Origin of the sequence: Escherichia sp. 93.1518, assembly GCF_013368915.2 — a bacterium.
In the GTDB taxonomy this organism is placed as follows: Bacteria; Pseudomonadota; Gammaproteobacteria; order Enterobacterales; family Enterobacteriaceae; genus Escherichia; species Escherichia ruysiae.
Map to the genome: position 1 here is coordinate 20,551 of NZ_JABWMT020000002.1, position 16,038 is coordinate 36,588.

Annotated in this window: 16 protein-coding genes; 14 read left to right on the forward strand and 2 right to left on the reverse strand. The window is 53.3% G+C overall.

Annotation, left to right across the window (positions count from 1 at the left end; translation table 11 throughout):
• The first annotated feature begins 1 nt into the window (after nt 1).
• The 4 genes from mepA to HEN21_RS01750 are packed head-to-tail and all read left to right on the forward strand — an operon-like array spanning nt 2 to nt 2,495.
• Entirely contained in the window at nt 2–826 is an 825-nt protein-coding gene (gene mepA, locus HEN21_RS01735; RefSeq protein ID WP_176252026.1) for a penicillin-insensitive murein endopeptidase, read from the forward strand.
• The gene (locus HEN21_RS01740) at nt 826–1,635 is read left to right on the forward strand and encodes a sulfite exporter TauE/SafE family protein (RefSeq protein ID WP_000447361.1); all 810 of its coding nucleotides are present in this window, start codon (nt 826–828) and stop codon (nt 1,633–1,635) included. The genes mepA and HEN21_RS01740 overlap by 1 nt, the downstream gene beginning before the upstream one ends.
• Entirely contained in the window at nt 1,635–2,183 is a 549-nt protein-coding gene (epmC, locus tag HEN21_RS01745) for an elongation factor P hydroxylase (RefSeq protein ID WP_001089209.1), read from the forward strand. Before HEN21_RS01740 ends, epmC begins: the two co-directional genes overlap by 1 nt.
• 33 nt (nt 2,184–2,216) lie before the next feature.
• Nucleotides 2,217–2,495: a YfcL family protein gene (locus tag HEN21_RS01750; RefSeq protein WP_000559764.1), complete on the forward strand. Its 279-nt coding sequence runs from the start codon at nt 2,217–2,219 to the stop codon at nt 2,493–2,495.
• A gap of 55 nt (nt 2,496–2,550) precedes the next feature.
• Here HEN21_RS01750 and mnmC read toward each other — a convergent pair whose 3' ends face one another.
• Nucleotides 2,551–4,557, reverse strand: coding sequence for a bifunctional tRNA (5-methylaminomethyl-2-thiouridine)(34)-methyltransferase MnmD/FAD-dependent 5-carboxymethylaminomethyl-2-thiouridine(34) oxidoreductase MnmC (gene mnmC, locus HEN21_RS01755; RefSeq protein WP_176252025.1), 2,007 nt, complete (start codon nt 4,555–4,557; stop codon nt 2,551–2,553).
• A 158-nt stretch (nt 4,558–4,715) separates the two neighbouring features.
• Between mnmC and fabB the strand changes: the two genes are divergently transcribed.
• Complete coding sequence (fabB, locus tag HEN21_RS01760) at nt 4,716–5,936, forward strand: beta-ketoacyl-ACP synthase I (RefSeq protein ID WP_000817178.1); 1,221 nt, start codon at nt 4,716–4,718, stop codon at nt 5,934–5,936.
• Nucleotides 5,937–6,165: 229 nt separating this feature from the next.
• Nucleotides 6,166–7,344: an MFS transporter gene (locus HEN21_RS01765; RefSeq protein ID WP_105286722.1), complete on the forward strand. Its 1,179-nt coding sequence runs from the start codon at nt 6,166–6,168 to the stop codon at nt 7,342–7,344.
• Here HEN21_RS01765 and flk read toward each other — a convergent pair.
• On the reverse strand, nt 7,341–8,336 hold the full coding sequence (flk, locus tag HEN21_RS01770; protein ID WP_176252024.1) for a flagella biosynthesis regulator Flk: 996 nt from the start codon (nt 8,334–8,336) through the stop codon (nt 7,341–7,343). The two genes, HEN21_RS01765 and flk, sit on opposite strands and share 4 nt — an antisense overlap.
• 99 nt (nt 8,337–8,435) lie before the next feature.
• Here flk and pdxB point away from each other — a divergent pair, with 99 nt between their 5' ends.
• From pdxB to cvpA, 8 genes are all read left to right on the forward strand, one after another.
• Nucleotides 8,436–9,572, forward strand: coding sequence for a 4-phosphoerythronate dehydrogenase PdxB (gene pdxB / locus HEN21_RS01775; protein ID WP_176252023.1), 1,137 nt, complete (start codon nt 8,436–8,438; stop codon nt 9,570–9,572).
• A gap of 65 nt (nt 9,573–9,637) precedes the next feature.
• Entirely contained in the window at nt 9,638–10,651 is a 1,014-nt protein-coding gene (locus HEN21_RS01780) for an aspartate-semialdehyde dehydrogenase (RefSeq protein ID WP_001289152.1), read from the forward strand.
• Nucleotides 10,651–11,463 carry a tRNA pseudouridine(38-40) synthase TruA gene (gene truA, locus HEN21_RS01785; RefSeq protein WP_001283597.1) on the forward strand — a complete coding sequence of 271 codons (813 nt, stop codon included), beginning with the start codon at nt 10,651–10,653 and terminating at the stop codon, nt 11,461–11,463. Before HEN21_RS01780 ends, truA begins: the two co-directional genes overlap by 1 nt.
• Nucleotides 11,464–11,545: 82 nt before the next feature.
• Nucleotides 11,546–12,205: a DedA family protein gene (locus tag HEN21_RS01790; protein ID WP_000364335.1), complete on the forward strand. Its 660-nt coding sequence runs from the start codon at nt 11,546–11,548 to the stop codon at nt 12,203–12,205.
• Nucleotides 12,206–12,358: 153 nt separating this feature from the next.
• Entirely contained in the window at nt 12,359–13,273 is a 915-nt protein-coding gene (gene accD / locus HEN21_RS01795; RefSeq protein WP_000118402.1) for an acetyl-CoA carboxylase, carboxyltransferase subunit beta, read from the forward strand.
• 69 nt (nt 13,274–13,342) lie between these two features.
• A complete protein-coding gene (folC, locus tag HEN21_RS01800; RefSeq protein ID WP_176252022.1) occupies nt 13,343–14,620 on the forward strand; it encodes a bifunctional tetrahydrofolate synthase/dihydrofolate synthase in 1,278 nt (425 codons plus the stop codon).
• Complete coding sequence (dedD, locus tag HEN21_RS01805; protein ID WP_000146984.1) at nt 14,610–15,272, forward strand: cell division protein DedD; 663 nt, start codon at nt 14,610–14,612, stop codon at nt 15,270–15,272. Before folC ends, dedD begins: the two co-directional genes overlap by 11 nt.
• Nucleotides 15,273–15,519: 247 nt before the next feature.
• Nucleotides 15,520–16,008 carry a colicin V production protein gene (cvpA, locus tag HEN21_RS01810; RefSeq protein ID WP_000262106.1) on the forward strand — a complete coding sequence of 163 codons (489 nt, stop codon included), beginning with the start codon at nt 15,520–15,522 and terminating at the stop codon, nt 16,006–16,008.
• Nucleotides 16,009–16,038: the final 30 nt, after the last annotated feature.

Consider the following 16,038-nt stretch of genomic DNA (forward strand, 5'->3'; position numbering starts at 1 on the left):
CATGAACAAAACCGCGATTGCGCTGCTGGCCCTGCTTGCCAGTAGCGCCAGCCTGGCAGCGACGCCGTGGCAAAAAATAACCCAACCTGTGCCGGGTAGCGCACAATCGATAGGCAGTTTTTCTAATGGTTGTATCGTCGGCGCTGACACGCTGCCGGTACAGTCCGAACATTATCAGGTGATGCGTACTGACCAGCGTCGCTATTTTGGACACCCGGATCTGGTGATGTTTATTCAACGCCTGAGTAGCCAGGTGAGCAATCTGGGTTTGGGCACGGTGCTGATTGGCGATATGGGGATGCCCGCTGGTGGGCGTTTTAACGGCGGTCACGCCAGCCACCAGACCGGACTGGATGTCGATATCTTCCTGCAACTGCCGAAAAAACGCTGGACCTCCGCGCAGCTCTTGCGCCCGCAGGCACTGGACTTAGTTTCCCGCGACGGCAAACACGTCGTCCCGACGCTGTGGAAGCCGGAAATTTTCAGCCTGATCAAACTCGCTGCGCAGGACAAAGACGTCACCCGCATTTTTGTTAATCCGGCGATTAAACAACAACTTTGCCTTGATGCGGGCACCGATCGCGACTGGTTGCGTAAAGTGCGACCCTGGTTCCAGCATCGTGCGCATATGCATGTACGATTACGTTGTCCTGCCGATAGTCTGGAGTGTGAAGATCAACCTTTACCGCCGCCGGGCGATGGCTGCGGGGTAGAACTGCAAAGCTGGTTTGAACCACCGAAACCAGGAACAACCAAGCCTGAGAAGAAGACACCGCCTCCGTTGCCGCCTTCCTGCCAGGCGCTACTGGATGAGCACGTGATCTAATGGAAACGTTTAATAGCCTGTTTATGGTCTCCCCGCTATTGCTGGGCGTTCTCTTTTTTGTCGCCATGCTGGCGGGATTTATTGACTCGATTGCCGGTGGCGGTGGGTTACTCACCATTCCGGCATTGATGGCGGCGGGGATGTCTCCGGCTAACGCGCTGGCAACCAATAAACTGCAAGCCTGCGGTGGCTCTATTTCCGCTACTATCTATTTTATTCGCCGCAAAGTCGTCAGCTTAAGCGATCAGAAACTCAATATCGCCATGACCTTTGTTGGTTCAATGAGCGGCGCATTGCTGGTGCAGTACGTGCAGGCTGATGTGCTACGGCAGATTTTACCCATCCTGGTGATTTGTATCGGTCTCTATTTCTTGCTGATGCCCAAACTGGGAGAAGAAGATCGCCAGCGCCGGATGTACGGCCTACCTTTTGCGTTAATTGCCGGTGGTTGTGTCGGTTTTTACGATGGATTCTTTGGTCCGGCAGCCGGATCGTTTTATGCGCTGGCCTTCGTTACGCTGTGCGGATTTAATCTTGCCAAAGCCACCGCCCACGCCAAATTACTCAACGCGACGTCAAACATCGGCGGCCTGTTGCTGTTTATTCTCGGCGGCAAAGTGATCTGGGCGACGGGTTTTGTGATGCTGGTGGGGCAGTTCCTCGGCGCGCGCATGGGTTCACGACTGGTGTTGAGCAAAGGACAAAAGCTGATCCGCCCGATGATTGTTATTGTCTCGGCGGTGATGAGTGCCAAATTACTTTACGATAGCCACGGACAGGAGATCCTCCACTGGTTGGGGATGAACTAATGAACAGTACACACCACTACGAGCAGTTGATTGAAATTTTTAATGGCTGCTTTGCCGATGAATTTAATACCCGTCTGATTAAAGGCGACGACGAGCCGATCTATCTTCCTGCTGATGCGGAAGTACCGTATAACCGAATCGTCTTTGCTCATGGTTTTTATGCCAGCGCCATCCACGAGATTTCGCACTGGTGTATTGCCGGGAAAGCCCGCCGTGAACTGGTTGATTTCGGTTACTGGTATTGCCCGGACGGACGCGATGCCCAGACGCAAAGCCAGTTTGAAGATGTTGAAGTTAAGCCGCAGGCGCTCGACTGGTTGTTCTGCGTGGCGGCGGGATATCCGTTTAATGTTAGCTGCGACAATCTGGAAGGCGACTTCGAACCGGATCGCGTGGTGTTTCAACGGCGGGTACATGCTCAGGTAATGGATTATCTGGCAAACGGTATTCCCGAACGTCCGGCACGCTTCATAAACGCATTACAAAATTATTATCACACGCCGGAACTTACGGCGGAACAGTTCCCGTGGCCGGAAGAGCTCAACTGAAGCCAGTGCCACGTTTTACAATGAGGAAAGAAGATGATCGCGGAGTTTGAATCACGCATTCTGGCATTAATCGACGGTATGGTTGACCATGCCAGTGATGATGAGTTGTTTGCCAGTGGATATTTGCGTGGCCACCTGACATTAGCCATCGCAGAACTGGAAAGTGGTGATGACCACTCCGCCCAGGCGGTGCATACAACCGTTAGCCAGAGTCTGGAAAAAGCCATTGGTGCAGGTGAGTTGTCGCCGCGTGACCAGGCGCTGGTGACCGATATGTGGGAAAACCTGTTTCAGCAGGCGTCACAGCAGTAAGTAATGTGCCGGATAAGGCGTTCACGCCATATCCGGCAAGCAATGCCAGAGCAGATTACCCCGCCTTAACCGCTTTCCCTTTCAACAATTTCCGCACCCATAACCGATTCGGGTTTAACGCCGCCAGCGTACTGGCATCCATCGGAATCGGTTCGTCGCTCATCTGCGCCGCCAGAATTTCGGCACACAGCGGGGCAGAACACAAACCACGCGAACCCAAAGCTGCAAGCATAAACAGATCGTCATAAATCGGCGCGCTTACCGCTTCATCTTTCTGTTCCGCCAGCGAGGCATATTCCGCGAGCGTTGCGTCATAATCGGGCACATTTCCCACCATTGGCAGATGATCGCGGGTAGCACAACGCACACCGCAACGAGCCTCTTTTTCACTGACATCGACTTCTGTCGCCCATTGCGCCTGCGGGAAACAATCAATCAACCGCTGGCGATTCTGCTGCTGATCGTCCTCACTGTACGCCGTATCTTCGCTGCCGCGATGATAACTGGCACCAATACAATGATGTTGATTCGCCGGATTTTGTGGCGTGAGATAACCGTCATAGCACAGCACCTGCTTCAGCTCTGCCAGTTCCGGCGTTGTCGGAATATGGCTAACCTGCCCGGCAACTGAATACACCGGCAGAGGCGATGTTTGGCTGAAACGGCTAATTTGATGCCCGTTCGCCAGTACCACCACGCTATGCATCGTTTGCTGACTATCCGCAAATGTCAGTTGCCACTTATCATCTTTACGGGATAAATCCTTTAACTGATGCTGATAACGAATCTGCAAACCTTGCTGTTCCGCCAGTTCCAACACATTACGGGTAAGTTCTGCCGGACACAGCCAGCCGCCTTGCGGATAAGTGATACCACCACAATTTGTCGCAACACCTGTAACGCCTTTAATCTCATTTGCATCGACCGCCATCGCCAGATCTGCGGGTAAATCCATCGACAACATCTGTGCAATTTTATGCTGGCTTTTCTCATCCCAGCTTAACTGCGTGACGCCGCACCAGTCATGATCAAATTTAACGGGCAATAAATCGTAAAGCCGACGAGCAAAAGTAAACGCATTAGAGAAAAAGCGGTTCAGCGCCTCATCATGTTTGCTCAACAACGGATACAGCGCCCCCTGGCGATTGCCAGAAGCACCCAGCGCAGGGGCATCATCCGCGCAATAAAGCGTTACCTGCCAGCCGCGACGTAACAGCGCCAGAGACAATAACGCGCTGGCAATACCGCCGCCGATAACTGCGGCTTCCCGTTTGCTGCTGCCTGTACGGTTAAACCACGGCGTGGAGGGGGGGAGTGGTAATGTCTGTTCCATTACGCCACAAAGCATTTCCCGTTTCCGCCCAAAGCCCTTACGCTTTTGCATCGTGAATCCGGCTTCCTGCAAACCGCGACGGACAAATCCGGCAGATGTGAAGGTCGCCAGTGTGCCGCCAGGACGCGCCAGACGCGCCATGGCGTTAAACAGGTTTTGTGTCCACATATCCGGGTTCTTCGCTGGTGCAAAGCCGTCCAGAAACCAGGCATCCACTTTTTGATTCAGCGAATCGTCCAGTTGGCTGGTCAGTTCGTTAATGTCGCCAAACCATAAATCCAGCGTTACGCGTCCTTCATCGAGCAATAAACGATGGCAACCGGGCAAGGGTAAAGGCCACTGCGCCTGAAGTTGTTCCGCCCACGGCGCCAGTTCCGGCCAGTGTTGATGCGCTAACGCTAAATCAGCACGGGTGAGGGGAAACTTCTCAAAACTAATGAAATGCAATCGCTGCAATTGTGCCTGCGGATGCGCCTGGCGAAACTGATCAAATGCCTGCCAAAGCGTCAGGAAGTTTAATCCGGTGCCGAAGCCGCTCTCCGCTACCACAAACAGAGGATCTGGATGAGCAGGAAAACGTGCCTCTAATTGGTTACCCCCAAGAAAAACATAACGCGTCTCTTCCAGCCCGTTATCGTTGGAAAAATAGACATCGTCAAAATCTCGGGAAACAGGTGTACCCTCAGCATTAAATTCGAGGTTGGCAGGTTGTATTGAGTAGTGTTTCACGTAAGTTACTCGTCTTACAGGCGGTGGCTCGATCTTAGCGATGTGTGTCAGGCCGCGCAAATTTCTCTATAAATTGTCTGATCGGACTTGTTCGGCGTACAAGTGTACGCTATTGTGCATTCGAAACTTACTCTATGTGCGACTTACAGAGGTATTGAATGAAACGTGCAGTGATTACTGGCCTGGGCATTGTTTCCAGCATCGGTAATAACCAGCAGGAAGTCCTGGCATCTCTGCGTGAAGGACGCTCAGGGATCACTTTCTCTCAGGAGCTGAAGGATTCCGGCATGCGTAGCCACGTCTGGGGCAACGTAAAACTGGATACCACTGGCCTCATTGACCGCAAAGTTGTGCGCTTTATGAGCGACGCATCCATCTATGCATTCCTTTCTATGGAGCAGGCAATTGCAGATGCTGGCCTCTCTCCGGAAGCTTACCAGAATAACCCGCGCGTTGGCCTGATTGCAGGTTCCGGCGGCGGTTCCCCGCGTTTCCAGGTGTTCGGTGCTGACGCAATGCGCGGCCCGCGCGGCCTGAAAGCGGTTGGCCCGTATGTGGTCACCAAAGCGATGGCATCTGGCGTTTCTGCCTGCCTCGCCACACCGTTTAAAATTCACGGTGTTAACTACTCCATCAGCTCCGCGTGTGCGACTTCCGCACACTGTATCGGTAACGCAGTCGAGCAGATCCAACTGGGCAAACAAGATATCGTGTTTGCTGGCGGCGGCGAAGAGCTGTGCTGGGAAATGGCGTGCGAATTCGACGCAATGGGCGCGCTGTCTACCAAATACAACGACACCCCGGAAAAAGCCTCCCGTACTTATGACGCTCATCGTGACGGTTTCGTTATCGCTGGCGGCGGCGGTATGGTCGTGGTGGAAGAGCTGGAACACGCTCTGGCACGTGGCGCTCACATTTACGCTGAAATCGTTGGCTACGGCGCAACGTCTGATGGCGCAGATATGGTTGCTCCGTCTGGTGAAGGCGCAGTTCGCTGCATGAAGATGGCGATGCACGGCGTTGATACCCCAATCGACTACCTGAACTCTCACGGTACTTCGACTCCGGTTGGCGACGTGAAAGAGCTGGCGGCTATCCGTGAAGTGTTTGGCGACAAGAGCCCGGCAATTTCTGCAACCAAAGCAATGACCGGTCACTCACTGGGCGCGGCGGGTGTGCAGGAAGCTATCTACTCTCTGCTGATGCTGGAACACGGCTTTATCGCCCCGAGCATCAACATTGAAGAGCTGGACGAGCAGGCGGCGGGTCTGAACATCGTGACCGAAACAACCGATCGCGAACTGACCACCGTTATGTCTAACAGCTTCGGCTTCGGCGGCACTAACGCCACGCTGGTAATGCGTAAGCTGAAAGATTAATAGGTAGAGTCGGTCGGATAAAACGCGCCAGCGTCGCATCCGACAGCAACGCAAAAGGGAACCTGATGGTTCCCTTTTTCACATCGTTGACAATCGCTGCCGCTTCCAGGCAAACTTCCCGCTTTGTCAATTGCCTTCTGAAAACACGTACGCGACGCACCGTAACCCTGAAAACCAGAGAGATGAGACGGGGACACTCCTCGCCTTGCGCTGCATTCTGGAGTAATGCATGACTGCTGTAAGCCAAACAGAAACACGATCTTCTGCCAATTTTTCACTCTTTCGTATCGCCTTTGCGGTTTTTCTAACTTACATGACCGTAGGGTTACCGTTGCCGGTTATCCCGCTGTTTGTTCATCATGAACTGGGCTATGGCAACACCATGGTCGGGATTGCCGTCGGCATTCAGTTTCTGGCTACGGTGCTGACGCGTGGCTACGCCGGGCGGCTGGCCGATCAATATGGCGCAAAACGTTCGGCGCTTCAGGGGATGTTAGCTTGTGGTCTGGCTGGCGGCGCGTTGCTGCTGGCGGCGCTTTTACCCGTCTCTGCACCGATTAAATTTACTCTGCTGGTTGTCGGACGTTTGATTCTTGGCTTTGGTGAAAGTCAGTTGCTGACAGGGGCTTTGACATGGGGATTAGGCATTGTCGGGCCGAAACACTCTGGTAAAGTGATGTCCTGGAACGGAATGGCCATTTACGGCGCACTGGCAGTCGGCGCACCGCTTGGCTTACTGATTCATAGCCATTATGATTTTGCCGCACTGGCGCTCACCACAATGGCATTACCCTTACTGGCGTGGGGCTGCAATGGCACAGTACGCAAAGTACCGGCAATGGCGGGAGAACGCCCATCGCTGTGGAGCGTTGTTGGGCTTATCTGGAAACCAGGGCTAGGACTGGCGCTTCAGGGTGTTGGCTTTGCGGTTATCGGGACTTTTGTTTCGCTTTACTTTGCCAGCAAAGGATGGGCGATGGCGGGCTTTACGCTCACTGCCTTTGGCGGCGCATTTGTCGTTATGCGCGTGATGTTTGGCTGGATGCCAGACCGTTTTGGCGGCGTAAAAGTGGCGATTGTCTCTCTGCTGGTGGAAACGGTAGGCCTGTTGCTGCTCTGGCAGGCACCGGGCGCGTGGGTCGCGTTAGCTGGCGCGGCGTTAACCGGAGCTGGGTGTTCGCTTATTTTCCCTGCGCTGGGCGTGGAAGTGGTTAAACGTGTTCCTTCCCAGGTTCGCGGTACTGCGCTCGGCGGCTATGCCGCGTTTCAGGATATCGCCCTCGGCGTTTCCGGGCCGCTGGCGGGAGTGCTGGCGACCTCGTTTGGCTACTCTTCGGTATTTCTTGCCGGGGCGATATCGGCGGTGCTGGGGATTATCGTGACGATACTGGCGTTTCGCCGGGGTTAACTCACCAGCCAAAACAACATCACAATGATGACGACGAATAATATCCACAAGCTGGGGCGCATTGACATTTTTTGTATCGTGTCAATTAATGGGGTAAAGGGATTGAACAGCGGTTGAATATCACGCGGTTCAATGCCTTTTACCCGCCGCTGATAGAGCTGGTTAAGGATATCCTCGGCCTGTGCAGAAGTCAGGGCTGAATGCGTAGAAAGGCCATACTTTTGCTCAACATAGGTCGATAATACCGTCAGCTCGCTGGCATCCAGTGGCTGTTTTAGCGCCATCTGGAGCGACTCCAGCGTCGGTGTGTGTTGCTGACTTAACGCCTGACGCGCCTGTAACCAGGTGACCAGATGGTTAAACTGTTTCGCCGGAATCAACTCGCCGTCTTTCACCCCTGAAAGTTCCAGCATCGATTGCCAGATCTGTTTACTGGGTTCCCCCGTGGCTGCCGCGAGTTTTGTGACCAGTTGTTTGAGCGTATTGTGCTCCGCTGGTAATAAAGGTCGATCGGTCGCCTGGCGCTGTTGCGGCTGCGGGATAACCATCTTCCCTTCCTGTAGCAGAGTCAGGACGGTTTTTAACTGCTCTGGTGAGAGTTGATTCAGCGGCGTCTGACCAAAATTATGCCGGATATAATCCGTGACGGCCTGACGATTATTCCCCAGACGTAAATACTCCCCCAATTGAGCCAGAAGTTGGCGGACAGAATAACTTTTTTGCGCAGACAGCAGACGTTGCGCAAGGTTTTGTTCTGCGGCCGGGAAGTGGCGTGAAAGCAAAGGTGAATCACCCGGCAGACCGATGTCGTGCTTTATATTGGCCCACAATTCCGCTCTCTGCTGTTGCGTCAGCGAAGTTATTTTGGTCATCAAACTTTCCAACGCGGTACGTTGCACGCTGGATAAAGGCTGATTGCCTGCGCCAGACGACAGGTTATCCCCCTGACCTGGTGGTTGCGCAGGTGGAAGGCCTGAAAGAGGTTGTATCATTACGTATCCTTATACCTGAAATCATCGCAAGTATGCCTGGCCGCGAGATTATGGCACACTTGTCCGGTTAACTCTCGTTCTCATACAGGTAGCACAAACGTGAAAATCCTTGTTGATGAAAATATGCCTTATGCCCGCGAATTATTTAGCCGTCTGGGTGAGGTGAAAGCGGTTCCGGGGCGTCCAATTCCAGTCGCTGAACTGGATGATGCAGATGCGCTGATGGTGCGTTCAGTCACAAAAGTGAACGCGTCGCTGCTGACGGGGAAACCGGTAAAATTTGTTGGCACTGCCACGGCAGGGACAGACCATGTTGATGAGGCATGGTTGAAGCAGGCGGGAATTGGTTTTTCTGCGGCACCTGGCTGTAATGCGATTGCGGTAGTGGAATACGTTTTCTCGTCATTACTGATGCTTGCCGAACGCGATGGATTTTCACTGCATGACCGTACCGTGGGGATCGTGGGCGTCGGTAATGTCGGTCGTCGATTACAGGCGCGGCTGGAGGCGTTGGGGATTAAAACCTTGCTTTGCGATCCGCCACGCGCCGATCGTGGGGATGAGGGAGATTTCCGTTCTCTTGATGAGCTGGTTCAGCACGCGGATATTCTGACTTTCCATACACCGCTCTTTAAAGATGGGTCGTACAAAACGCTACATCTGGCGGATGAAAAATTGATCCGCCGCCTGAAGCCAGGGACTATTTTGATTAACGCTTGCCGTGGCGCGGTCGTTGATAATACCGCGTTATTGACTTGCCTGAACGAAGGCCAGAAGTTAAGCGTGGTGCTGGATGTCTGGGAAGGGGAGCCGGAACTCAACGTAGAACTGTTGAAGAAAGTGGATATCGGCACGCCGCATATCGCCGGTTATACCCTGGAAGGAAAAGCGCGCGGAACCACACAAGTATTTGAAGCATACAGCAAATTTATTGGTCATGAGCAGCACGTTGCGCTGGATACCTTATTGCCAACGCCAGAGTTTGGTCGCATTACGCTGCATGGCTCGCTCGATCAGCCAACGCTGAAAAGGCTGGTGCATTTGGTGTATGATGTGCGCCGCGATGACGCACCGCTGCGTAAAGTCGCCGGGATACCGGGTGAGTTTGATAAACTGCGCAAAAACTACCTTGAGCGCCGTGAATGGTCGTCTCTGTATGTGATCTGTGATGACGCCAGCGCGGCGGCATTACTGTGTAAACTGGGTTTTAACGCCGTTCATCATCCGGCACGTTAATCTCTTCTTCATGCTCTCTGCTGTAATATTGGCAGGGAGCTTTGCTATTTCTGGAGTAAACCACCATGTCTGAAGGCTGGAACATTGCCGTCCTGGGCGCAACTGGCGCTGTGGGCGAAGCCCTGCTTGAAACGCTGGCTGAACGTCAGTTCCCGGTTGGGGAAATTTATGCACTGGCACGTAACGAAAGCGCAGGTGAACATCTGCGCTTTGGTGGTAAGACAATCACCGTGCAGGATGCCGCTGAATTTGACTGGACGCAGGCGCAACTTGCATTTTTTGTCGCAGGCAAAGAAGCGACCGCTGCCTGGGTTGAAGAAGCGACCAACGCGGGTTGTCTGGTGATCGACAGCAGCGGATTGTTTGCTCTCGAACCCGACGTACCGCTGGTGGTGCCGGAAGTGAATCCTTTTGTACTGACGGACTACCGTAATCGCAACGTTATTGCTGTTCCTGATAGCCTGACCAGTCAGTTACTGGCAGCACTGAAACCGTTAATCGATCAAGGCGGTTTGTCTCGTATCAGCGTCACCAGCCTGATTTCTGCCTCCGCCCAGGGTAAAAAAGCGGTCGATGCGTTAGCAGGGCAGAGCGCGAAATTGCTCAACGGTATTCCGATTGATGAAGAAGATTTCTTTGGTCGTCAGCTGGCGTTCAACATGCTACCTCTGTTGCCGGATCGCGAAGGTAGCGTGCGCGAAGAACGCCGTATCGTCGATGAAGTGCGCAAAATTATGCAGGACGAAGGACTGATGATTTCGGCAAGCGTCGTCCAGGCACCGGTATTTTATGGTCATGCTCAGATGGTCAACTTTGAAGCACTGCGTCCGCTGGCGGCGGAAGAAGCGCGTGATGCGTTTGCTCAAAGCGAAGATATTGAGCTTTCTGAAGAGAATGAATTTCCAACGCAGGTGGGCGATGCTTCCGGGTCGCCGCATCTTTCTGTTGGTTGTGTGCGTAATGACTATGGTATGCCGGAACAAATTCAGTTCTGGTCGGTGGCTGATAACGTTCGCTTTGGCGGCGCATTGATGGCAGTGAAGATCGCTGAAAAACTGGTGCAGGAGTACCTGTACTAATGTCCGACCAGCAACAACCGCCAGTTTATAAAATTGCGCTGGGCATTGAGTACGACGGCAGCAGATATTACGGCTGGCAACGGCAGAACGAAGTTCGCAGCGTGCAGGAGAAGCTGGAAAAGGCGCTCTCGCAGGTGGCGAACGAACCGATCACCGTCTTCTGCGCCGGGCGTACCGACGCAGGCGTACACGGCACCGGGCAGGTTGTGCATTTCGAAACCACCGCGCAGCGTAAAGACGCTGCGTGGACGTTGGGCGTAAATGCGAATTTACCTGGTGACATCGCCGTTCGTTGGGTTAAAGCTGTACCCGATGATTTTCATGCCCGATTTAGCGCCACGGCTCGCCGTTATCGCTACATCATCTACAATCATCGGCTGCGCCCGGCAGTACTGAGTAAAGGGGTAACCCACTTTTACGAACCGCTGGACGCCGAACGGATGCATCGGGCTGCGCAATGTCTGCTGGGCGAGAATGATTTCACCTCGTTTCGCGCGGTGCAGTGCCAGTCCCGAACGCCGTGGCGCAATGTTATGCATATCAACGTCACGCGTCACGGTCCTTATGTGGTGGTGGATATCAAAGCGAATGCCTTTGTACACCATATGGTGAGGAATATTGTTGGCAGCCTGATGGAAGTCGGTGCCCACAACCAGCCAGAGAGCTGGATAGCAGAGCTGTTGGCGGCAAAGGACAGAACGCTGGCGGCAGCAACGGCGAAAGCGGAAGGTCTGTATCTGGTTGCGGTGGATTACCCTGACCGATTTGATCTTCCAAAGCCGCCAATGGGCCCGCTATTTCTGGCGGACTAATGAGAATAATGCTCTGAACATTTCAGGCCGTAGCCAACGCAGTTACGGCCTGAAAGAGTAAGAGCAAAAGGCATAGGCAATTATGGACCTGATTTATTTCCTCATCGATTTTATCCTGCACATTGATGTGCATCTGGCGGAGCTGGTCGCAGAGTATGGCGTCTGGGTTTATGCCATCCTGTTTTTGATTTTGTTCTGTGAAACCGGTCTGGTGGTGACACCGTTTCTGCCGGGAGATTCGCTGCTGTTTGTCGCTGGAGCACTGGCTTCGCTTGAAACCAACGATCTCAATGTTCATATGATGGTCGTACTGATGTTAATTGCCGCGATTGTTGGTGATGCAGTTAACTACACCATCGGACGGTTGTTCGGGGAGAAATTATTCAGTAATCCGAACTCGAAAATTTTCCGTCGTAGCTATCTCGACAAAACGCATCAGTTTTATGAGAAACACGGCGGCAAAACCATTATTCTCGCCCGTTTTGTGCCGATCGTCAGAACGTTCGCCCCGTTTGTTGCGGGGATGGGCCACATGTCGTACCGTCATTTCGCCGCTTACAATGTGATCGGCGCGCTGTTATGGGTACTGCTTTTTACCTACGCAGGCTATTTCTTCGGTACAATCCCAATGGTTCAGGATAACCTTAAGCTGCTGATCGTCGGGATTATTGTGGTTTCCATATTGCCGGGCGTCATCGAAATTATCCGTCACAAACGCGCTGCGGCACGCGCCGCAAAATAAAGTAACTCGGCGGTTCGACCACTTTTTTATCCAAAGTTTCGGGCTGTTATGTTTTAATGTGCAACATTGATGGTCTGTTGGGGGCAAAAATGGCATTATGCGTCCCCAAAGATAAAACTGGCATCGAACCAGGTTCAGACAGAAAGGTCCCTAATGAGCTGGATTGAACGAATTAAAAGCAACATTACTCCCACCCGCAAGGCAAGCATTCCTGAAGGTGTGTGGACTAAGTGTGATAGCTGCGGTCAGGTTTTATACCGTGCAGAGCTGGAACGTAATCTTGAGGTCTGTCCGAAGTGTGACCATCACATGCGTATGACGGCGCGTAATCGCCTGCATAGCCTGTTAGATGAAGGAAGCCTTGTGGAGCTGGGTAGCGAGCTTGAGCCGAAAGATGTGCTGAAGTTCCGTGACTCCAAAAAGTATAAAGATCGTCTGGCATCAGCACAGAAAGAAACCGGCGAAAAAGACGCGCTGGTAGTAATGAAAGGCACCCTGTATGGAATGCCGGTCGTTGCTGCTGCCTTCGAATTTGCCTTTATGGGCGGTTCAATGGGATCCGTAGTGGGTGCTCGTTTTGTGCGTGCCGTTGAGCAGGCGCTGGAAGACAACTGCCCACTTATCTGCTTTTCCGCCTCTGGTGGCGCACGTATGCAAGAGGCGCTGATGTCGCTGATGCAGATGGCGAAAACCTCTGCGGCGCTGGCGAAAATGCAAGAGCGCGGTCTGCCGTACATTTCCGTACTGACCGATCCGACCATGGGCGGCGTTTCTGCAAGTTTCGCGATGCTTGGCGATCTCAATATTGCTGAACCGAAAGCGTTGATCGGCTTTGCCGGCCCGCGTGTTATTGAACAGACCGTTCGCGAAAAACTGCCGCCGGGATTCCAGCGCAGTGAGTTCCTGATCGAAAAAGGCGCGATCGACATGATCGTCCGCCGTCCGGAAATGCGCCTGAAACTGGCGAGCATTCTGGCGAAGCTGATGAATCTGCCAGCGCCAAATCCTGAAGCGCCACGTGAAGGTGAAGTGGTGCCACCAGCACCGGATCAGGAACCTGAGGCCTGATAACTGATAAGGGCAGGGCCACTGGCTCTGCCCTTTTGCTATTATCCCCGTAATGAATCAGCGGATACCATGATTATCAAACGCACACCTCAAGCCGCGTCGCCTTTGGCTTCGTGGCTTTTTTATCTGGAAAACCTGCACAGTAAGACTATCGATCTCGGCCTTGAGCGCGTAAGCCAGGTGGCAGCGCGTCTCGGCGTTCTGAAACCAGCACCGTTTGTGTTTACCGTTGCGGGTACTAATGGCAAAGGCACAACCTGCCGCACGCTGGAATCGATACTCATGGCGGCAGGGTACAAAGTGGGTGTTTACAGTTCGCCGCATCTGGTGCGTTATACCGAGCGCGTTCGTGTACAGGGTCAGGAACTACCAGAATCGGCCCACACCGCCTCTTTTGCTGAGATTGAATCGGCACGCGGTGATATTTCCCTGACCTATTTTGAATTCGGCACGTTGTCGGCGCTGTGGCTGTTTAAACAGGCGCAACTTGATGTGGTAATTCTGGAAGTGGGGCTGGGTGGTCGTCTGGATGCCACCAATATTGTCGATGCTGATGTAGCCGTGGTGACCAGCATTGCGCTGGATCATACCGACTGGCTGGGGCCAGATCGCGAAAGCATTGGTCGCGAGAAAGCAGGGATCTTCCGCAGTGAAAGACCGGCGATCGTTGGTGAACCTGAAATGCCGTACACCATCGCCGATGTGGCGCATGAGAAGGGCGCACTGTTGCGACGTCGGGGCGTAGAGTGGAATTATTCCGTCAGCGACCATGACTGGTCGTTTACCGACGCACACGGTACGCTGGAAAACCTGCCGTTACCGCTTGTCCCACAACCGAATGCCGCAACGGCGCTGGCGGCGCTGGCGGCGCTGCGTGCCAGCGGCCTGGAGGTCAGTGAGCAGGCAATTCGCGATGGTATTGCCAGCGCAATTTTGCCGGGACGTTTCCAGATTGTGAGCGAGTCGCCACGCGTCATTTTTGATGTCGCCCATAATCCCCATGCGGCAGAATATCTTACCGGGCGTATGAAAGCGTTACCGAAAAACGGGCGCGTACTGGCAGTAATCGGTATGCTACATGATAAAGATATTGCTGGGACATTGGCCTGGTTGAAAAGCGTGGTGGATGACTGGTATTGTGCGCCACTGGAAGGGCCGCGCGGTGCCACGGCAGAACAACTGCTTGAGCATTTGGGTAACGGCAAATCATTTGATAGCGTTGCGCAGGCATGGGATGCTGCAATGGCGGACGCTAAACCGGAAGATACCGTGCTGGTGTGTGGTTCATTCCACACGGTCGCACATGTCATGGAAGTGATTGACGCGAGGAGAAGCGGTGGCGAGTAAGTTTCAGAATCGGTTAGTTGGCACAATAGTGCTGGTGGCGCTGGGAGTGATTGTGCTGCCAGGGCTGCTGGACGGGCAGAAAAAACATTATCAGGATGAGTTCGCGGCAATCCCGCTGGTGCCTAAAGCGGGCGATCGCGATGAGCCTGATATGATGCCAGCCGCTACCCAGGCATTGCCGACACAGCCGCCTGAAGGGGCTGCAGAGGAGGTGCGTGCGGGCGATGCTGCGGCACCTTCGCTCGATCCGGCAATTATTGCGGCCAATAATACCGAGTTTGAACCGGAACCTGCACCGGTCGCTCCACCGAAACCAAAACCGGTGGAGCCGCCTAAGCCGAAAGTAGAAGCACCACCTGCGCCGAAGCCAGAACCGAAACCGGTCGTGGAGGAAAAAGCTGCACCGACGGGTAAAGCGTATGTTGTGCAACTGGGCGCGCTGAAAAATGCCGACAAAGTGAATGAGATTGTTGGTAAATTGCGCGGTGCGGGATACCGGGTTTATACGTCGCCATCCACGCCAGTGCAGGGTAAAATTACCCGTATTCTGGTTGGGCCGGATGCCTCGAAAGAGAAGCTGAAAGGCTCGCTGGGTGAGCTGAAGCAACTTTCTGGCTTAAGCGGCGTGGTAATGGGCTATACGCCGAATTAATACGGTCTTGCCTGATGCGATCTTATCAGGCCCGAACAGGAGCAGCCCTGTAGGTCGGATAAGGCGTTTACGCCGCATCCGACACGTATTGCCCGATGCCGCAAAGGCAAAAAAACCGATGGCGTTGAATATTTTTTCAGCGCCATTTTTATTGATGCGCGGGAAGGAAATCCCTACGCAAACGTTTTCTTTTTCTGTTAGAATGCGCCCCGAACAGGATGACAGGGCGTAAAATCGTGGGACACATATGGTCTGGATTGATTACGCCATAATCGCGGTGATTGCTTTTTCCTCTCTGGTTAGCCTGATCCGTGGCTTTGTTCGTGAAGCGTTATCGCTGGTGACATGGGGTTGTGCTTTCTTTGTCGCCAGTCATTACTACACTTACCTGTCACCCTGGTTTACGGGCTTTGAAGACGAACTGGTTCGAAATGGGATTGCCATCGCGGTACTGTTTATTGCCACGCTTATCGTTGGCGCTATCGTGAACTTCGTGATAGGCCAGCTAGTGGAGAAAACAGGGTTGTCAGGCACCGATCGGGTGCTGGGCGTCTGTTTCGGTGCGTTGCGTGGTGTGCTGATTGTTGCTGCCATTCTTTTCTTTCTCGACTCCTTTACCGGAGTGTCGAAAAGCGAAGACTGGAGCAAATCACAGCTGATCCCGCAGTTCAGTTTTATCATCAGATGGTTTTTTGATTATCTGCAAAGCTCGTCAAGTTTCTTGCCCAGGATCTAACGGTTCTGAGATGTGGCTTAACGAGGAAAA